This is a genomic window from Streptomyces sp. NPDC096136 (genome assembly GCF_044763325.1).
Taxonomy (GTDB): Bacteria; Actinomycetota; Actinomycetes; order Streptomycetales; family Streptomycetaceae; genus Streptomyces.
Window position 1 is genome coordinate 23,169 of sequence record NZ_JBIWFZ010000024.1, and the last position, 17,921, is coordinate 41,089.

At 75.2% G+C, this 17,921-nt stretch carries 15 protein-coding genes; 8 read left to right on the top strand and 7 right to left on the bottom strand.

Annotated features, from left to right (window positions below):
* Positions 1 to 67 precede the first annotated feature (67 nt).
* Positions 68 to 844, top strand: a complete 777-nt coding sequence (locus ACIRBY_RS33175; protein ID WP_403907710.1) for a class I SAM-dependent DNA methyltransferase — start codon at positions 68 to 70, stop codon at positions 842 to 844.
* Between the two features lie 202 nt (positions 845 to 1,046).
* The gene (locus tag ACIRBY_RS33180) at positions 1,047 to 3,935 is read left to right on the top strand and encodes a TIM-barrel domain-containing protein (RefSeq protein WP_403907712.1); all 2,889 of its coding nucleotides are present in this window, start codon (positions 1,047 to 1,049) and stop codon (positions 3,933 to 3,935) included.
* Positions 3,936 to 4,030: 95 nt separating this feature from the next.
* On the opposite strand, the gene ACIRBY_RS33185 is transcribed toward ACIRBY_RS33180, so the two are convergent.
* Positions 4,031 to 5,347 carry an MFS transporter gene (locus ACIRBY_RS33185; protein WP_403907714.1) on the bottom strand — a complete coding sequence of 439 codons (1,317 nt, stop codon included), beginning with the start codon at positions 5,345 to 5,347 and terminating at the stop codon, positions 4,031 to 4,033.
* A complete protein-coding gene (locus tag ACIRBY_RS33190; RefSeq protein WP_403907716.1) occupies positions 5,344 to 5,958 on the bottom strand; it encodes a TetR/AcrR family transcriptional regulator in 615 nt (204 codons plus the stop codon). Before ACIRBY_RS33190 ends, ACIRBY_RS33185 begins: the two co-directional genes overlap by 4 nt.
* A gap of 97 nt (positions 5,959 to 6,055) precedes the next feature.
* On the opposite strand from ACIRBY_RS33190, the gene ACIRBY_RS33195 reads away from it, so the two are divergent.
* The 3 genes from ACIRBY_RS33195 (at position 6,056) to ACIRBY_RS33205 (ending at position 10,389) form a co-directional block, all read left to right on the top strand.
* Entirely contained in the window at positions 6,056 to 6,970 is a 915-nt protein-coding gene (locus tag ACIRBY_RS33195; RefSeq protein ID WP_403907718.1) for an aldo/keto reductase, read from the top strand.
* A gap of 63 nt (positions 6,971 to 7,033) precedes the next feature.
* Positions 7,034 to 9,091 carry a prolyl oligopeptidase family protein gene (locus ACIRBY_RS33200; protein WP_403907720.1) on the top strand — a complete coding sequence of 686 codons (2,058 nt, stop codon included), beginning with the start codon at positions 7,034 to 7,036 and terminating at the stop codon, positions 9,089 to 9,091.
* 98 nt (positions 9,092 to 9,189) lie between these two features.
* The gene (locus tag ACIRBY_RS33205; protein WP_403907722.1) at positions 9,190 to 10,389 is read left to right on the top strand and encodes a PP2C family protein-serine/threonine phosphatase; all 1,200 of its coding nucleotides are present in this window, start codon (positions 9,190 to 9,192) and stop codon (positions 10,387 to 10,389) included.
* Positions 10,390 to 10,395: 6 nt separating this feature from the next.
* On the opposite strand, the gene ACIRBY_RS33210 is transcribed toward ACIRBY_RS33205, so the two are convergent.
* From ACIRBY_RS33210 to ACIRBY_RS33220, 3 genes are all read right to left on the bottom strand, one after another.
* Entirely contained in the window at positions 10,396 to 12,504 is a 2,109-nt protein-coding gene (locus ACIRBY_RS33210; protein WP_403907724.1) for a SpoIIE family protein phosphatase, read from the bottom strand.
* 136 nt (positions 12,505 to 12,640) lie between these two features.
* A complete protein-coding gene (locus ACIRBY_RS33215; RefSeq protein ID WP_403907726.1) occupies positions 12,641 to 13,138 on the bottom strand; it encodes a hypothetical protein in 498 nt (165 codons plus the stop codon).
* A 168-nt stretch (positions 13,139 to 13,306) separates the two neighbouring features.
* Entirely contained in the window at positions 13,307 to 13,558 is a 252-nt protein-coding gene (locus tag ACIRBY_RS33220; RefSeq protein WP_403907728.1) for a hypothetical protein, read from the bottom strand.
* A gap of 199 nt (positions 13,559 to 13,757) precedes the next feature.
* On the opposite strand from ACIRBY_RS33220, the gene ACIRBY_RS33225 reads away from it, so the two are divergent.
* Together ACIRBY_RS33225 and ACIRBY_RS33230 are read left to right on the top strand one after the other, a co-directional pair.
* On the top strand, positions 13,758 to 14,390 hold the full coding sequence (locus ACIRBY_RS33225) for a pyridoxamine 5'-phosphate oxidase family protein (protein ID WP_403907730.1): 633 nt from the start codon (positions 13,758 to 13,760) through the stop codon (positions 14,388 to 14,390).
* Between the two features lie 51 nt (positions 14,391 to 14,441).
* A complete protein-coding gene (locus tag ACIRBY_RS33230; RefSeq protein WP_403907732.1) occupies positions 14,442 to 15,188 on the top strand; it encodes an SOS response-associated peptidase in 747 nt (248 codons plus the stop codon).
* A gap of 43 nt (positions 15,189 to 15,231) precedes the next feature.
* Here the strand turns inward: ACIRBY_RS33230 and ACIRBY_RS33235 are convergent, their stop codons facing one another.
* Together ACIRBY_RS33235 and ACIRBY_RS33240 are read right to left on the bottom strand one after the other, a co-directional pair.
* Positions 15,232 to 15,849 carry an HAD family hydrolase gene (locus ACIRBY_RS33235; protein ID WP_403907734.1) on the bottom strand — a complete coding sequence of 206 codons (618 nt, stop codon included), beginning with the start codon at positions 15,847 to 15,849 and terminating at the stop codon, positions 15,232 to 15,234.
* Between the two features lie 4 nt (positions 15,850 to 15,853).
* On the bottom strand, positions 15,854 to 16,609 hold the full coding sequence (locus ACIRBY_RS33240; RefSeq protein WP_403907736.1) for a DeoR/GlpR family DNA-binding transcription regulator: 756 nt from the start codon (positions 16,607 to 16,609) through the stop codon (positions 15,854 to 15,856).
* Positions 16,610 to 16,681: 72 nt separating this feature from the next.
* Between ACIRBY_RS33240 and ACIRBY_RS33245 the strand changes: the two genes are divergently transcribed.
* Positions 16,682 to 17,902, top strand: coding sequence for an MFS transporter (locus tag ACIRBY_RS33245; protein WP_403907738.1), 1,221 nt, complete (start codon positions 16,682 to 16,684; stop codon positions 17,900 to 17,902).
* The last annotated feature ends 19 nt before the right edge of the window (positions 17,903 to 17,921 follow it).

The following is a 17,921-nucleotide window of genomic DNA, read 5'->3' on the forward strand; positions in this document are numbered from 1 at the left end:
GGACCGCACCCCGCACACCCCACGAGCCGCACGCACCCTACGACCGAGCACCCCAGGGGGAACCCTCATGGCCACCAAGAAGAACCTCACCGCCGACCGCGCCGGCCTCGGCCACAAGGTCCGCTACGCACTGGGCAATCCGACCCGCATCGCCCCGTACGTCCGCCGCGCCGCCCGCGACGGCTGGCTGCGCTTCAAGCACCCCGACCACGTCGGCTACTACCGCGCCGTCATGGCCTCCGACACCGCCCGCAACCCGGAGGCCGCCGTCGGCAGCCGGACGCACGACCGCTGGCTGGCCCTGGGCAAGATGCAGTTCGACTACCTCGCGGGCCACGGCCTCGCCCCGCGCCACCGCATGCTCGACATCGGCTGCGGCAACCTCCGGGCGGGCTGGCGGTTCATCGAACACCTCGAAGCGGGCCACTACTACGGCATCGACATCTCGCCGGACATCCTCATGGCGGCCAAGCGGACCCTGGCCGGGCGGGGGCTCCAGGACAAGGTGCCCTACCTCACGATCACGCAGGACCTCACCCTGGACTTCCTGCCCGACCGGCACTTCGACGTGGTCCACGCGCACAGCGTGTTCTCCCACTCGCCGATCGGGATCATCGACGAGTGCCTCGCCCACGTGGAGCGCGTGCTCGCGCCCGGCGGCTGGTTCGACTTCACCTTCGACCGTACCGAGGGCACCGAACACCAGGTGCTGCGCGAGGACTTCTACTACCGCACCGAGACCCTCGTCGACCTCGCGGCCGCGCACGGGCTGAAGGCCCGGTTCATGGACGACTGGGAGACCCTCGGCCACGGCCAGTCCAAGATCCGCGTCACCGCCGGCTGACCGGCCCGGGGTGCTGCCCTGTCCGGGGGAGGGGCAAACGCCGATTCCCGGACAGGGCGCCCGCCGCAGCGGAATTGCTCGAAGCTGCGTGCGCGCGCATCATTTCGAGCAAGTTCCTTCACCAACTCGGCCGGGGTCGCTATCTTTCCGGGTGCATGCCAAAGCGGTTGTCCGCCTTCCGGACCGCACGAGGAGCTGCCCCATGAGTCAGACGCCTCCGCCGAGCACGACGAGACCGACCACGAGGCACGAGCGCCCCCGCACCCGGCACCACCCCCCGCACCCCCGGCCCCCGGTCCGCCGCCGCCTCGCGGCCCTCCTCGCCGGCACCCTCGCCGTCGCGGGCCTCGCGGCCGCCGGCCCGGCCACCGCCCGGGCGGCCGCCGCCCCGGCGGCCCCGTCCACCACCGCGGGCTCGGCCACCGCCCTGTCCCAGTCGGGCGCCACCTTCACGGTGAGCACCACCAGCGGCGCCAAGGCCCGGGTGACCGTCGCCCGCGCCGACATCTTCCGGCTCCGGCTGTCCCCCGACGGCTCCTTCACCGACGACCCGGCCGGCTCCGACCTCGCCGTCACCACCGACTTCGGCCCGGTGGCCGCGCGGTACACCGACGCGGGCACGTACTACCGGATCACCACCGGCTCCCTCTCCATCCGGGTCAACAAGTCGCCCCTGATGTTCTCCGTCTACCGCGCCGACGACTCCACCCCCGTCTGGCAGGAGACCCAGCCCACGAAATGGGGCGGTGGCAGGACCACCCAGACCCTGGCCCGGGGCGCCGACGAGCAGTTCTACGGCACCGGCCTGCGCCTGGGCGAATGGGCGCTGCGCGGGAAGACCGTGCCCGTGGCCGTCGACAACAAGTGGCGCGAGAACGACAACGCGAGCCCCGCCCCCTTCTACATGTCCACCAACGACTACGGCGTCATGCGCAACACCTGGGCCCCCGGCTCGTACGCCTTCAACGCCCCCACCACCCTCACCCACGACGAGAACCGCTTCGACGCCTGGTACTTCACGGGCGACTCCCTCAAGTCCGTCCTCGACGCGTACACCGACGTCAGCGGCAAACCCTTCCTGGCGCCGATGTGGGGCATGGAACTCGGCAACGCCGACTGCTTCAACGCCTCCAACCCCGCCTACCAGGGCGACCACAACCGCTTGCGCCACCAGACCACCCCGGACGTGGTCGGCTACGCCGCCGACGCCCGCGCCGCCGACATGCCCTCGGGCTGGTTCCTGCCCAACGACGGCTACGGCTGCGGCTACACCGCGCCCCTGAAGTCCACCGTCGACGCCCTCAAGGCGAAGGGCTTCCAGACCGGCCTGTGGACCTCCACCGGCCTCGGCTCCATCGCCGACGAGGTGGGCACGGCCGGCTCGCGCGGGGTCAAGACCGACGTGGCCTGGATCGGCGGCGGCTACAAGACCGCCTTCCAGGGCGTACAGCAGGCCGTCGACGGCATCGAGAAGAACTCCGACGCCCGCCGCTACGTCTGGACCGTCGACGGCTGGGCCGGCACCCAGCGCAACGCCGTCGTCTGGACCGGGGACACCTACGGCACCTGGGACGACATGCGCTGGCACGTCCCCGCCATCGCCGGAGCCGGCCTCTCCGGCCTCAACTACGCCTCCGGGGACGTCGACGGCATCTTCGGCGGCAGCCCCAAGACGTACGCCCGCGACCTCCAGTGGAAGGCCTTCACCCCCGCCTTCATGACCATGTCGGGCTGGGGCGCCGCCAACCCGTCGGCCGGCTACCAGGACAAGCAGCCCTGGCGCTTCGCCGAACCGTACCTCTCCGTCAACCGCAAGTACCTCCAGCTCAAGATGCGGTTGATGCCGTACCTGTACACGATGAGCCGCGTCGCCCACGACACCGGCGTCCCGAGCACGCGGGCGATGGTCCTGGAGTACCCCGACGACCCGGTGGCCCGCGGCAACCTCACCAGCGGCCAGTTCATGGCCGGGGACTCCTTCCTCGTCGCGCCCGTCGTCTCCGACACCTCCGTCCGCGACGGCATCTACCTGCCCGCCGGCACCTGGACGGACTACTGGACGGGGAAGACGTACGCCGGCCCCGGCTGGCTGAACGGCTACCAGGCCCCCCTCGACACCCTGCCCCTCTTCGTCAAGGGCGGTGCCGTCGTCCCGATGTGGCCGCAGATGAACTACACGGGGGAGAAGCCCCTCTCCACCCTCACCTACGACATCCACCCGCGCGGCACGTCCTCCTTCAGCCTCTACGAGGACGACGGCCGCACCCGCGCCTACGCCTCCGGCGCCTACGCCCGCCAGCGCGTCGACGTCACCGCCCCGGAGAGCGGCTCCGGCACGGTCACCGTCTCCGTCGGCGCCCCCACCGGCAGCTACGCCGGACAGCAGGCCGCCCGCGGCTACGAGCTCACCCTCCACCTGGCCGCCGCCCCCGCCGCCCTCACCGCGGACGGCACGGCCCTGAGCCGCCTCGCGGACAAGGGCGCCTACGACTCCGCCGCCACCGGCTGGTTCTTCGACCCGGACGACCGGGGCGGCGTCCTGTGGGTCAAGACCGGGACGAAGACGGGCGCCTTCAGCGTCACCGCCACCGGCACCGCCGTCCCGGCGGCCGACCCCGTCCCCGTCACCTCCTCCCCCGTCCCCTCCTCCGGCTGGAGCCTGGTCTCCGCCGACAGCCAGGAGACCGCCGCCGAGAACGGAGCCGCCGCCAACGCCTTCGACGGCGACCCGGCCACCTTCTGGCACACCGCCTGGTCCTCGAACAAGCCGGCCGCCCTGCCGCACGAGATCCGGATCGACCTCGGCGCCCGCTACACCGTCGACGGCCTCGGCTACCTGCCCCGCCAGGACGGCGGCGTCAACGGCCGGATCGGCGGCTACGAGGTCTACGTCTCCGACACGACCGGCGACTGGGGCACTCCGGCCGCCACCGGCACCTTCGCCGACACCGCCGCCGCCAAAACCGTCGCCCTGGCCCCCCGCACGGGCCGCTACCTGCGGCTACGGGCCCTGACCGAGGCGGGCGGCCGCGGCCCCTGGACCAGCGCCGCGGAAATCACCCTCACCGGCCGCCCCGCCCCCACCCCCTGACCCCACCGCCCCGGCCCGGCCCCCGCCGGGCCGGGGCACCCACGGCCCGAAGCCGCGCCCCCCGCACACCGTCCGGCCAGGGCAACGGGGCCGGTCTACCGCGTCGTAGCCGCGTGCCCCGGCAGCAGGCAGGCCGCCGCCAGGCCCAGCCCCGCCAGTGCCGCCAGCGCCGCCAACGGCGGCCCGGCCTGCGCGGACCCCGCCGCCCCGGCGCCCGCCGCGACCGCGATCCCCAGCGTGGGCCCCACGTTCATCGCCGTCTGCTTCAGCCCGCCCACCACACCCGCGTACCCCGGCGGCGCATCGCCCACCACCGTCCCGGTGGCCGTCACCATCACCGCCGCGAAACCGGCCCCGAGCACCCCGAAGGCCACCCCGCCGCCCGCGTCGAGCCCCGCGATGCCGAGCACCACCAGCCCCGTCCCGGCGAGCGCCGTCCGCCGGGCCCCGTACCGGCGCAGCGCCTTCACCGCCACCGGGGCCCCGGCGACCATCAGCGCGGTCAGCGGCAGCACCCGCACCCCGGTCTCCAGCGGCCCGAGCCCCCGTACGTCCTGGAGCAGGAACGTCGAGGTGAACAGCGCCCCGAACATCCCGGCGGAGACCGCCAGCAGCAGTGCCATCGAGGCGGCCACCGGCCGCGACCGGGCCACCGCCGCCGGCACCAGCGGCTGCCGCGCCCGCCGCTCACCCCGCGCGAACACCACCCCGAGCCCCGCCGCCGCCGCGAACCCCAGCAGCGTCCGCGGCGCCGTCCACCCGGCGGCCGGTACGCCGGCCAGCGCGTACACCGCCACCGCCAGCGCGGCCGCGAGCAGCGCGGGACCGGCGATGCCCAGCCGAGCGGGACCCGAGCGCCCGGGCACGGGGACCCGTACGGCCGACGTGAGCGCGGCGATGACCGCGGCGGCCGGGACGTTCAGCACGAACACCACCCGCCAGCCCAGCTGCGCCACCAGGACTCCGCCCAGCAGCGGCCCCGCCGCCGCGGCCACCCCGATGGCCGCGGTCCGCACCGCCACCGCCCGCCCCAGCAGCTCCGGCGGATGCGTCAGCCGCAGCAGGGCGAGCGTGGCGGGCTGCAAGAGCGCCCCGAACAGCCCCTGGACGGCGCGCAGGCCGATCACCCAGCCGACCCCGGGCGCCAGCGCGATGCCCGCCGAGGCCGCGGCGAAGCCGAGCACGCCGACGAGCAGCAGCCGGGTGTGCCCGTACCGGTCCCCGAGGCGTCCGGCGACGACGAGGAAGGCGGCGACGGCGAGCAGGTAGGCGGTGCTGGTCCACTGCACCTCGGCCACGCCCGCCGCGAACTCCCGGCGCAGCGAGGGCTGCACCACCGCCAGCACCGTGCCGTCCAGGGCGACGAGCATGGCCCCGGCGACGCTCGCCGTCAGCGCGAGCCGCCGCCTCATCGCGGCCCCTCGGGGAGATGGGCGTCGAGGGCCGCCCCCACCAGGCGCTCGACGCCCACCGCGCCGGGGCCGTCCTCCAGGGCCAGCGGCAGACTGCCCCAGGCCCACAACTGCGCGACCCCGTGCAGGTTCGCCCACAGCGCGGCCGCCGTGACCTCGGGCTCCGCCGCACCGCACCGGGAGACGAGCGCGGTCAGCAGCTCGAACAGCGGCCGCGTCGACTCCCGCAGCCGGGGCCCGGCCGACGACGGTTCCCGGCCGGTGCCGTCCAGCAGGTCGTGGCGGAACATCAGCTCGAACATGCCGCGCCGCTCCAGCGCGTAGCCCGTGTACGCCAGCCCCAGGGCCCGCACCTGCTCCCGAGGACGCGACACCGGCGCGAGGGCGAGGACGAACCGGGCGGCGAGGTCCTCGAACCCGCGCCGGGCGATGGCCGACAGCAGGGACCGGTGCGTGGGGAAGTACCGCCGCGGCGCCCCGTGCGAGACCCCGGCCCGCCGGGCGATCTCCCGCAGTCCGAGCGCGCCGGTCCCCTCGGCCAGCACCAGTTCCACCCCGACGTCGACGAGCCTCTCGCGCAGCGGGGCCCCCGATTCCTCAGACGATTCCACGGCCACTGTCTACCAGCCGGTAGTAGACAGTGTCTACTCCGCTTCCGGCCCGCGAAATCGCTGGTGCGCGGTGCGCCGAGCGGGAGATCATCCCCGGATGACCACAGAAACGATCACCGCGGCCGCCTCGGGCACCTGGACCCTGGGGGACATGACGGTCAACCGCATCGGCTTCGGGGCGATGCGCATACCCCAGGACGGCCCGGCCCTCCAGGCCGACTCCGTGCCCGGCGACCGCGCGCGGGCGACGGCCGTGCTGCGCCGCGCCGTCGAACTCGGCGTGAACCACATCGACACCGCCGCCTTCTACTTCTCCCCGCTGCGCTCCGCCAACGAGCTGATCAACAGCGCCCTGGGCGGCCGCTACCCCGACGACCTGGTCATCGCCACCAAGGTCGGCCCCCGCCGGGACTCCTGCGGTGAGTGGGCCGCGCACGCCCGCACCCCGCGGGAGCTGCGCGGCCAGGTCGAGGAGAACCTCCGCCAGCTCGGCCGCGACCACCTCGACCTGGTGAACCTGCGCGTCCTCGGCACCGACTCGGTCGCCGACCGCTTCGGCGCGCTCGCCGAACTCCGCGACGCCGGGCTGATCCGCCACCTCGGCGTCTCCAACGTCACCCCCGAGCAGCTCGCGCAGGCCCGGGCGATCGCCCCGGTCGTCTGCGTGCAGAACATGTACGGCATCGGCGTACGCCCCGAGCAGGACGAGTTCGTCCGCTTCTGCGGAGAGCAGGGCATCGCCTTCGTGCCCTTCTACTCGATCGCCGCCGCCGGGCGCGAGCACGGCGCCGGCGCCGCGGAGAGCGAGGAGCTGGCGGCCGTCGCCCGGGCCCACGGGGCGAGCACCGCACAGGTCCGCCTCGCCTGGACCCTGCACCGCGGCCCCCACGTCCTGGCCATCCCCGGCACCGGCAACCCCCGCCACCTCGACGCCAACGTGGCCGCGGGCGCCCTGCGCCTGACCGGGGACGACCTGGCCCGCCTGGACGCCCTCCACCACGCCCAGGCCTGATCCCTCCCCGGGGCGGGCGGGCGCCGGCCCGTCCTCCCCGGCGGCGTCCGGCACAATCGGCGGATGAGCGATGAAGCCCCCCGCCACCCCGCGCCCGGATCCCCCGACGACCCCTACCTCTGGCTGGAGGACGTGACCGGCGAGGCCGCCCTCTCCTGGGTGCGGGAGCGCAACGCGGAGACGGTCGCCGCACTGACCGCCGACCCCGCGTTCAAGGTCCTGGAGCGCGAGGTGCGCGAGGTCCTCGACGACGACGGCCGGATCCCCTACGTCGTCCGGCGCGGCCCCCACCTGTACAACTTCTGGCAGGACGCCGACCGCCTGCGCGGCATCTGGCGCCGCACCGGTCTGGAGGAGTACCGCACCGACCACCCGGACTGGGAGACCGTCCTCGACCTGGACGCGCTCGCCGGGGCGGAGGGCGAGAAGTGGGCCTGGGCCGGCAGCAGCGTCCTGGCCCCCGGCCACCGCCACGCCCTCGTCATGCTCTCGCGGGACGGCGCCGACGCCTGCGTGGTGCGCGAGTTCGACCTGCAGACGCTGGAGTTCGTCGAGGACGGCTTCACCGTCGGGGAGGCCAAGACCCGGGTCGGGTGGATCGACCCCGACCACCTCTGGATCGGCACCGACTTCGGCCCCGGCACCCTGTCGCCCTCCGGCTACCCCCTCCAGGTCCGCCGCTGGCGCCGCGGCACCCCGCTGCACGAGGCCGAGCTCGTCTACGAGGGCCGCCCCACGGACCTCTCCGCCTCCGGCTGGCGCGACCACACCCCGGGCTTCGAACGGGACTTCGCCGCCCGCAGCATCGACTTCTGGAACCAGGAGCTGTTCCTCCTCCCCGCGGACCCCGCCGCCCCGCCGGAGAAGATCGACGTACCGGACGACGCCGTCACCGACGTCCACCGCGAGTGGCTCCTGGTCAACCCCCGCTCGCCCTGGCTCGGACACCCCGCCGGCAGCCTCCTCGCCTTCGGCTTCGACGCCTACCGGGCGGGGGACAGGAGCCCGCAGGTCCTGTTCACCCCGGACGAGCGCACCGCCCTCGCCGGCCACAGCTGGACGCGCAACCACCTCATCCTGCGCACCCGCGCCGACGTCTCCTCCCGCCTGGAGCTCCTCACCCCCGGACCCGACGGCTGGACCCGGGCGCCCCTGGGCGGCGTACCACCCCTGTCGACGGCCACCGTGACCTGCACCGACCCGGACGAGAGCGACGAGTACCTCCTCGACGTCACCGGCTACCTCCAGCCCTCCACCCTCTACCGCGGCGAGGCCGGGACCGACGGCGGCGAGGTCCTCAAGCAGGCCCCCGCCCTCTTCGACACCGCCGGACTCACCGTGAGCCGGTACTTCGCCACCTCGCCCGACGGCACCCGCGTGCCCTACTTCGTCATCGGCCCCGAGGACCGCCCCGGCCCCGGCCCCGCCCTGCTCTACGGGTACGGCGGCTTCGAGATCTCGATGGTCCCCCACTACAGCGCCGTCACCGGCCGCGCCTGGCTCGCGCGCGGCGGCACGTACGTCGTCGCCGGGATCCGGGGCGGACGCGAGTACGGGCCCGCCTGGCACCAGGCCGCCCTCGGCGCGAACCGGGTCCGGGCCTACGAGGACTTCGCCGCCGTCGCCCGCGACCTCACCGCCCGGGGCATCACCACCCCCGCCCAGCTCGGGATCGAGGGCGGCAGCAACGGCGGCCTGCTCATGGGCGCGATGCTCACCCGCGAGCCCGAGCTCTTCGGCGCGGTCGTCGCCCACGTCCCCCTCCTCGACATGCTCCGCTTCCACAAGCTCCTCGCCGGAGCCAGCTGGACCGCCGAGTACGGCGACCCCGACGACCCCGCGGACCGGCCCCACCTCGAAGCACTCTCCCCCTACCACCGGATCCGCACCGACGGCCCCCCGTACCCGCCGCTGCTCCTGCTCACCTCCACCCGCGACGACCGCGTCCACCCCGGACACGCCCGCAAGATGGCCGCCCGGCTGCGGGAGGCCGGACACCCCGTCCTCTTCCACGAACACCTCGGCGGCGGCCACGCCGGAGCCACCGACCACCAGCAGACCGCCTTCAACGAGGCACTCGTGCACACCTTCCTCCGGGAGCGCCTGACCCCGCCGCGGTGACCGCCCGGCGCGCTGCCCCGCCCGCCGAGCCCGGCCTGGTGGAATGGACCGGCCGCGGCCCGCACCGGGCCGCGGCCGGGCGCGGGAGCGGAGGACACGTGTCGGAACGCGACGGCCACCCCGCCGGCCGGGCTCCGTACCGGGTGCCGTCGCCGGCCGAGACCCTGGAGGCGATCGGCACGGGCGACGACGAGGCGGCCACCTGCCGGGAACTGGCCGCGCTCCTCCTGGGCACCCTGTGCGACGCGGCGGCCGTCGACCTGACCGCCGGGGGCCGCACCGAGCGCGCTGCCGCGGCGGGAGACGTCCGCCTGCTCCGCGCCCCCGTCCGGGTGCCGTCCGGACGGCCCGCCGTCCGCGCGGTCGACGAGGGCCACCCCCTGCGCAGCTGGGCCCTCGGCCCGCACGGCGCCCCGGTGCACGGCCTGTCCACGGCGCTGGCCCGGCACGGCACCTCGTACGGGACCCTCCTCGTGGTGCGCACCGGCGCCGCCTTCACCGACGGCGAGGCCGCCGCCGTGCACTTCGCCGCGCGCGTCGCGGCCGTGCACCTGCGCCACGCCCGCCGGCTCGCCGACACCGAGCGCGTCGCGCTCGACCTCCAGCGGGCCCTCGTCGCCGACCCCGGCCGGCCCCACCCGAACCTGCTGATCGCCGGCCGCTACCTGCCGGCCGGCACCAGCGCCCTGGTCGGCGGGGACTGGTTCGAGACCGTCCGGCTGCACTTCGGACGGACCCTGCTGGTGGTCGGCGACGTGATGGGCCACGGCCTGGACGCCGCCGTGGACATGAACGCCTACCGCTCCACGCTGCGCGAGGTGGCCGCCACCGAGCTCGCCCCGCACCGGGTGCTGCGCCAGCTCGACGCCCTCGTCGCCGACGACGCGGCCCGCCGCCCCGCCACCTGCCTGCTCGTCCGCGTCGACCCGGCGCGCGGCACGGCCCTCTTCGCGAGCGCCGGCCACCTGCCGCCCGCGGTGTTCGCCGCCGACGGCACCGGCCGGCTGCTGGACGTACCGGTCGGCCCCCCGCTGGGCACGGGCCTGGGCGGGTACGAGTCCGTGGCGCACCCCTTCGCGGAGCAGGAGACGCTGCTCCTCTACACCGACGGGCTCGTCGAGCGGCGCGGCGAGGACATCGACGCCTCCCTGGCCCGGCTGACGGCTCTGCGCCTGCCGCCCTGCGCCGGGGCGGCCGAGGCGGCGGACGCGGTCGTGGCGGGCCTCGACGCCCGCCACGCCGAGGACGACGTCGCCGTCCTCGCGGCCCGCATCCGCGTCCGGCCGGCGCACCCGTGAGCCGGTCTACGCGTGGGCGCGGGCGATGAGCAGGGCGACGTCGTCGTGGGTGTCGGGGCGGCGCAGGGCGGACAGCAGCAGGTCGCAGGTCTCCTCGATGGGGCGGTGCGGGCCCGCCAGCAGGTCGGTCAGGGTCAGCAGCCGGGTGTCGATGTCCTGGTCGCGGGTCTCGACCAGCCCGTCGGTGTACAGGACCAGCTCGTCGCCCTCGTCGAGGGTGAAGGCGGTGGTGTGGAAGGGGATCCCGCCGACGCCCAGGGGCACGGCCGTCGGCAGCTGGAGCAGCCTCGGATGCCGCCCGCTGCGCAGGTGCACGGGCGGCAGGTGGCCGGCCGTGGCGATGTGGCACAGCCGCGCGTGCGGGTCGTAGACGGCGTAGACGCAGGTGGCCATGGCCTCGCCGAGGTCGGCGGTCGCGGCGTCGAGGTGGGTGAGGACCGTCGCGGGATCGAGGCCGAGGCGGCCCAGGGCCCGGGCCGTGGCGCGCAGCTGTCCCATGGTCGCGGCGGCGTTGATGCCGCTGCCCATCACGTCGCCGACGACCAGCGCGGTCCGGTCGCCGGTGAGCGGGATGACGTCGAACCAGTCGCCGCCGGTCTCGTCGGCCGCCCAGGCCGGCTGGTAGCGGTAGGCGATGTCCAGTCCGGGGGCGTCCGGGGGGTGCTGCGGCAGCAGGTGGCGCTGGAGGGCGAGGGCGGCGTGGCGCTGGCGCTGGTACCAGCGGGCGTTGTCGATGGACACCGCGGCGTGGGCGGCGAGTTCGGAGGCGAGCAGGACGTCGTCCTGGCCGAACGGCGCGGGGTTGCGGGCCCGCTTGAGGTCGAGGGTGCCCAGCACCTGGCTGCGGGCGATCAGCGGGACCGCGAGGTACGAGTGGACCCCCGCCTCGCCCAGCAGCCGGGCGGCCTCCTCGTCGCGGGCGATCCGCGGCAGGTCCTCCGGCGTGACGTGCGGTACGAGGACGGGCCGGGCGGTCCGGGCGCAGCGGGTCACCAGCCGGTCGGTGCGGTACAGCGACACGTCCCCGACGGGGTCGGCGGCGTCCTCGGCGGGGGTGCGGTAGCCGGCCTTCACCGCCAGCGCCCGGAAGCGTACGGCCCCCTCGTCCGGTCCGTCGCCCGGCCGGCCGCCGGTCAGCACGGTGTCGAGGACATCGACGGCGGCGATGTCGGCGATCTCCGGCACGGCCACGTCGGCCAGCTCCCGGGCGGTGATGTCCAGGTCGAGGGTGGTGCCGATGCGCACCGAGGCGTCCGCGATGAGCGACAGGCGGCGCCGCGCGTGGGCGGCCGAGACGGCGGCCCGGTGCTGCTCGGTGACGTCCACGACCGACACGGCGACGCCGATGACCCGGGAGGACTGGTCCTCCAGCCGGTAGATCGACACCAGCCAGGCGCGCTCGCCGGAGTCCTCGGAGATCCGGCCGGTGGTGAAGTTGTCCAGGACCGGCACGCCCGTCTCCATGACCTCGTGCATCCGGGCCTCGACCGCGGGCGCGTCCAGGAAGGGCAGTATGTCGCCGATGCGCTGTCCGATGTGCCGTTCGGACGGCACCCCGTTGATCCGTTCCAGGGCCGGGTTGACCAGGACGTAGCGCAGGTCGACGTCGAGCACGGCCAGGCCGATGGGGGACTGGTCGACCATCCGGAGGGAGAGCGCCAGGTCGCGCTCGACCCGGCGCAGGGTGGCCTGCTCGGAGGCGAGCCCGAGCGCGTACGTCCCGCCGTGGTCCGCCTGGAGCCGCATGTTGCGGAACTCGACGAGGACCGTGTGCCCGTCGCGGTGCCGTATCGGGAAGGACCCCGCCCAGGCGCCCTCGCCCTCCATCACCCGGGCGAACAGGCCGAGGACCTCTTCGCGGTCGTCCTCCTCCACCAGCAGCGTGGCCGCGTACCGGCCCAGCGCCTCCTCGGCCGGGTAGCCGAACAGGGAGGCGGCCTGCGGGCTCCACAGGCGGATGCGGCCCTCGGCGTCCAGCACGACCGCGGCCACCCCGAGGACGTCCAGGAGGCCGCCCGCCGAGGGGGTCCCGGCCGGCGGGGACGGGGCGGGCCGGGCGGCAAGGGGCTCCTCCCCCGGGCCGTCGGCCGGCGGAGCGGGCTGCGCATCGGCCATCACCGGCCTCCTCACCCGGACGGTGCTCCTTCCATGCTGGGCCCCCGCATCCGGCCCGGCGACCCGGCGGGGGCCATCGGGGCCGCCGGTGAGGGGCCGGGGCACCGCCGCGCCGCGCGGTGTCCCGGCCGGCCGGTCAGTGGAAGAGCATGGAGGCGCCCCCGGCCGCCGTGGTGACGGAGCCCGGGCACAGGAAGCTGCCCGAGACCTTGGTGGCGGTGAAGGCGCGGTTGACGTACTTCCTGGTGCTCCCGTCGCGGTCCCACACGAGGTTGGAGGCCTTGTAGCGGCAGGAGACGAAGCTCTGCTGCCCGGTGATGTCGATCAGGTCGGTCCGGGCGGTGGCGGCCGCGTCGTCGAAGGTGAAGGCCGGGTTGTTGTTGAGGGTGGCGGTGATCCCGCCGTTGCAGGCGAGGTTGCCGCCGGGCTTGTTGATGCTGGTGCGGTCGACGGTGAGGGCACTGGGGGGATTGGCGCTGGTACGGGCGTTGGTCCAGGTGCAGGTGTTGCCCGAGACCACGATGACGCCGTCGGCCTGCTGGCCGGCGGCGGGGGCCAGGGCTGCGGCGCTCGTGACACTGCCGACGGTGGCCGCGAGGGCCAGGGCCGCTACGGCGAGTTTCGCGCGGTGCATCATGTCGCTCCTCCGTGACACGTCCTTGTGGGGGTGTGGTGCGAGGGCGGTACCGAGTGCGCCAGGGAGCGTCCCACAGGGTTCCCGAGAAGTCATGAGTGATGTCATGCCCGTGTCAATCATGGCCGGAATGCGGCGGCCCCCGGGGGCGGGGCCGCGGCGCGGGGGTCAGGGGACGTCGGTGTCCGCCGGCTCGGCCTCGTAGGCGTGCGGCGCGTCGCCCTGCCACTCGATCAGGGGCGGCGCGCCGCCGAGGACCACCTCGTCCGGGTCCGGCACCTCGGCGCGGCGCAGGAACTCGATGACGTCGGGGTCCGAATGCGCGACGCCCAGGACCGTCTCGCGGCCTCCGGCGCGCAGGCTCACCCGGCGGCCGCCCGACGGGGAGACGCGGTGGACGACGATCGGCGCGTGCTCCATCCCTCCACCCTGGATCCGCCGCGGGGCGACCGCATCCGGACACGGCGCCGCCGGTCCGCCCCGGACGGGGGCCGGTGGCCGCTCCCCGGGGGACGTCCGGCATGACGCCGCGAGGAGTGATCATGGGATAGTCGCAGTGCCGCGCCGATCGTCCGGCGCGCAGATCCGGCCGAGCGGTCCGAGCAGGGGGAGACAGGCAGTGGGGACGACGGGAGCCGTGGAGATCACCTCCGAGGCCGAACTGAGGGAACTGCTCGGCCCGGTGGAGCCGGTGGCCGCCGCGAAGGGGCGGCCGTCCCTGCACGAGCACCACCGGCAGTGGATCGCCCGGTCCCCGCTCTGCCTGATCGGCACCTCGGCCGCCGACGGCAGCTGCGACGTCTCCCCGAAGGGGGACCCGCCCGGCTTCGCCAAGGTCCTCGACGACACCACCCTCGTGATCCCGGACCGCCCCGGCAACCGCCGCGCCGACAGCTACCGCAACATCCTGGCCAACCCGCGGGTCGGCCTGCTCTTCCTGGTCCCCGGCCGGGGCGACACCCTCCGCGTCAACGGCCGCGCCCGGCTGCTGCGCGACGCGCCGTTCTTCGACGCGATGACGGTCAAGGGCCACCGGCCCTCGATCGCCCTCCTCGTCGAGACCGAGGAGATCTACTTCCACTGCTCCCGGGCCTTCCTGCGCTCCGGGCTGTGGCGCGCGGAGACCTGGGACCCCGACGCGGCGCCCTCCCGCGCGAGGATCTCCAAGAGCCTGGAGAAGACCGACCGGCCCCTGGAGGAACTGGAGCGCTACTACGGCCCCCAGTACGCCCGGAACGACCTGTACGCCTGACACCGGCCACGGGCCCGTGCCCGGGCCGGGGCCGCGTGGCAGGCTGGAGCCATGTGCGGCCGCTACGTCTCCACCCGCAGCCCCGAAGACCTGACGGGCCTCTTCGGCGCCACCCCGCCCGGCCCGGACCTGGTCCTCCCGCCGAGCTGGAACGTCGCCCCGACCGACCCGGTCTGGGCCGTGCTGGAGCGCGCCGACCGCGAGAGCGGGCTCCTGGAGCGGCGGCTGCGGCCCCTGCGCTGGGGGCTGGTGCCCTCCTGGTCGAAGACCGCGGACGGCGGCGCCCGGATGATCAACGCCCGGGTCGAGACGGTGGGGGAGAAGCCCGCCTACCGCCGGGCCTTCGCCAAACGCCGCTGCCTGCTGCCCGCCGACGGCTTCTACGAGTGGGAGGCCGTCGCGGCCACGGCGACCGCGAAGGCCTACAAGCAGCCGTACTTCATCAGCCCGCAGGACGGCGCGGTGATGGCCATGGCGGGCCTGTACGAGTTCTGGCGCGACCCCTCCGTCGCCGACCCGGACGACCCGGCCGCCTGGTGGGCGACCTGCACCGTCATCACCACCGAGGCCACCGACGCGGCCGGCCGCGTCCACCCCCGCATGCCCCTGGCCCTCGCCCCGGCCCACTACGACGCCTGGCTGGACCCCGCGCACGAGGACCCGGCCTCCCTGCGCGCCCTCCTCACCACCCCGGCCGACGGCCTCCTGGCCGCCCGCGCGGTCAGCACGGCGGTCAACAGCGTCCGCAACAACGGCCCCCACCTCCTCGCCGACGCCGCCGCGCCGCCGGGCGCGTAGCCGTTCCGGGCGCCGGGTGGCGCCGGGTGGCGCCGTGCGGGCGTCAGTCCAGGCCGAGTACCCCGCGCAGGGTGGACGCCGAGGTGAAGACGTGGCCGTGCAGGCCGAGGGCGCGGGCGGCGCGGACGTTCTCCGCCCGGTCGTCGACGAACAGGACGTCGTCCCCCGCGACGCCGAGCTCCCGCAGGCACCACGCGTAGGCGGCCGGCTCGGGCTTGGCGCGGCCGATGCGGCAGGACAGGGCGCGCACCCGGAAGTGCGCGAGCCAGGGGTGGTGGCGCTCGTAGTGGGCGGCCAGCTCCTCCGGGATGTTCGACAGCAGGGCGAGCGTGCGCCTGGACGCGGCCAGTTCCCCGATCAGCGCCACCATCTCCTCGTCCACCGCGCTCCAGCTCGCGACGTCGGCCTCGACGAGCGCGGCCGTCCGGGCCGCGTCGAAGCGGGTGCCGAGGGCGTCGGCGACCAGGCCCCAGTAGCCGGGGCCGGTCACCCGCCCGGCGTCGTAGGGCGGCCTCAGGGACCAGTAGGCCTCCCAGAACGGCACCTCGGGCACGGCGGCCGTCCCGACGAGCCGGGCCTTCCCCGCCGGGGACTGCACCCGGGCGATGACGCCGAACAGGTCGAAGAGCAGGGTCCCGGGGATCCCGTCCGTCCCGCTCATCCCCTCACACCTTCCGTACGGTCACGCCGGCGGCAGCCAGCGCGTCGGTCGCGTCCTGAGGGGCCCCCTCGTCGGTGACGACGGCGTGCAGCGCGGAGGCCGGCAGGACATGGGCCAGGGCGGTGCGCGAGAGCTTCTGCGACTCGGTGACCGCGACGACCCGGCGGGCCGAGGCGATCGCCGCCCGCTTGACGGCGGCGTCGGCCAGGTCGTAGGCGGTGAGCCCGTCGGCCGCCGTCAGGCCGCAGCAGCCGATGACCGCCGTGTCGAAGCGCAGCGCGGCGAGGGAGGCTTCCGTCAGCGGACCGGTCAGGGCCAGCTCGCCGCGGCGCGGCGCCCCGCCGGGCAGCAGCAGCGTCAGCCGGGGCGCGTCGGCCAGGGCGTTGGCGGCGTGCAGCGACAGCGGCATCACCGTCATCCTGCGCGGGTGCAGCGCGCGGGCCACCTCCAGGCAGGTGGTCCCGCTGTCCAGGACCACCGACTCCCCGTCCGCCAGCAGCGCGGCGACCTCGGCGGCGAGGCGCCGCTTCACCTCCAGGCCGTCGCGGGCGCGCAGCGGGAAGGGGGTCTCCTCGCCGCGCAGCAGCAGACTGCGGGCCCCGCCCCGGTAGCGCTCCAGCACGCCCTGTTCGGCCAGGGCCTCCAGGTCGCGGCGGATCGTCATCTCGGAGGCGCCGGTGAGCTCCGCGAGCTCGGCGACGCTACGGCTGCCACGGGCGCGCACGGCGTCGGTGATCTGCCTCAGGCGGTCTGCACTCATCCTCCGATTGAACATTTGATGTGTTTGAAAAGCAAGTTTCGAACATCAAGTGTGTTTGTTATGTTCGAAACCATGGAGATCGGGAAAGTCGAGAAAGTCGGCGGAGCCGCACCGGCGGCCGCACTCAGAAGGGCGCGAGGGGCCACCACCGCCTGCTTCGCCCTCAACGGATTCGTCATGGGGATGTGGATCGTCCACATCCCCGCGGTGGAACGGCGCACCGGCGTCGGGCACGCCCTGCTGGGCTGGCTCCTGCTGCTCCTCGGCGCCGGGGCCTTCGCCGGGATGCGGCTCGCCGGCCCGCTCACCGACCGCTTCGGCGCCCGCCTCGTCGTCCCCGCCGGCGCGGGGCTGTGCAGCGCCGCGGTGGTCCTGCCCGCCCTGGCCGGCGACGCCCCGGCCCTGGGCGGGGCGCTGCTGCTGCTCGGCTTCGGCAACGGCTGCCTGGACGTCGCCATGAACACCCACGCCGTCCAGGTCGAACGCGGCTACGGGCGGCCCGTCATGTCCGCCTTCCACGCCGTGTTCTCCGTCGGCGGCGTGCTCGCCGCCCTGGCCGGCGCCCTCGCGCTCGGCGCCGGCCTGCCGGCCGCCGCCACCCTGGGCGCCACCGCCCTCGCCGGAGTCCTCCTCGCGCTCCTCCTCGCCCCCGCCCTCCTGCCGAAGGGGCCCGCGGCCGAGCCGGCGGCCGCCGCCCGGACCCGCCGCCGTACGCCGCCGCGCATCCGCACGCTCGCCGTCCTCGCCTTCCTCCTGATGCTCTGCGAGGGCGTCGCCAACGACTGGAGCGTGCTCCACCTGCGGGACTCCTTCGACGCGGCTCCGGCCACCGCCGCGCTCGCCTACGGGGCCTTCGCCACCGCCATGACCGCCGGCCGCCTCCTCGCCGACCGCATCGCCGCGCGGATCGGCCCCGTCGCCGTCCTGCGCCGCGGCGCCGCGCTCGCCGGGAGCGGGCTGGCCCTGGCCGTCGCCGCGCCCGCCGTCCCCGTGGCCCTCGCCGGCTGGACCCTCTTCGGCGCCGGCCTCTCCGGCTGCGTCCCGCAGCTGTTCAGCGCCGCCGGCCACGCCGACCCGGACGCCGCCGGGGCCAACGTCTCCCGCGTCGCGGGACTCGGCTACCTCGGCATGCTCGCGGGTCCGGCGGTCATCGGTCCGCTCACCCGCCTCGTGCCGCTCGGTCCGGCCCTCCTGCTGCCCGTGGCCTGCTGCGCCTTCGCGGCCCTGGCGGCGCCCGCCCTCCGCCCGGCCCCCATCCCGAACGCCTGTATGTCAGGCAATAGTTCGACTTGAGAGTCGTTTCCGCGAAAGT

Excerpts from the sequence above, each read along its gene's own strand:
- ACIRBY_RS33175 (WP_403907710.1), top strand. The coding sequence starts at position 68 with ATGGCCACCAAGAAGAACCTCACCGCCGACCGCGCCGGCCTCGGCCAC.
- ACIRBY_RS33180 (WP_403907712.1), top strand. The coding sequence starts at position 1,047 with ATGAGTCAGACGCCTCCGCCGAGCACGACGAGACCGACCACGAGGCAC.
- ACIRBY_RS33185 (WP_403907714.1), bottom strand. The coding sequence starts at position 5,347 with ATGAGGCGGCGGCTCGCGCTGACGGCGAGCGTCGCCGGGGCCATGCTC.
- ACIRBY_RS33195 (WP_403907718.1), top strand. The coding sequence starts at position 6,056 with ATGACCACAGAAACGATCACCGCGGCCGCCTCGGGCACCTGGACCCTG.
- ACIRBY_RS33200 (WP_403907720.1), top strand. The coding sequence starts at position 7,034 with ATGAGCGATGAAGCCCCCCGCCACCCCGCGCCCGGATCCCCCGACGAC.
- ACIRBY_RS33210 (WP_403907724.1), bottom strand. The coding sequence starts at position 12,504 with ATGGCCGATGCGCAGCCCGCTCCGCCGGCCGACGGCCCGGGGGAGGAG.
- ACIRBY_RS33215 (WP_403907726.1), bottom strand. The coding sequence starts at position 13,138 with ATGCACCGCGCGAAACTCGCCGTAGCGGCCCTGGCCCTCGCGGCCACC.
- ACIRBY_RS33220 (WP_403907728.1), bottom strand. The coding sequence starts at position 13,558 with ATGGAGCACGCGCCGATCGTCGTCCACCGCGTCTCCCCGTCGGGCGGC.
- ACIRBY_RS33230 (WP_403907732.1), top strand. The coding sequence starts at position 14,442 with ATGTGCGGCCGCTACGTCTCCACCCGCAGCCCCGAAGACCTGACGGGC.
- ACIRBY_RS33235 (WP_403907734.1), bottom strand. The coding sequence starts at position 15,849 with ATGAGCGGGACGGACGGGATCCCCGGGACCCTGCTCTTCGACCTGTTC.
- ACIRBY_RS33240 (WP_403907736.1), bottom strand. The coding sequence starts at position 16,609 with ATGAGTGCAGACCGCCTGAGGCAGATCACCGACGCCGTGCGCGCCCGT.
- ACIRBY_RS33245 (WP_403907738.1), top strand. The coding sequence starts at position 16,682 with ATGGAGATCGGGAAAGTCGAGAAAGTCGGCGGAGCCGCACCGGCGGCC.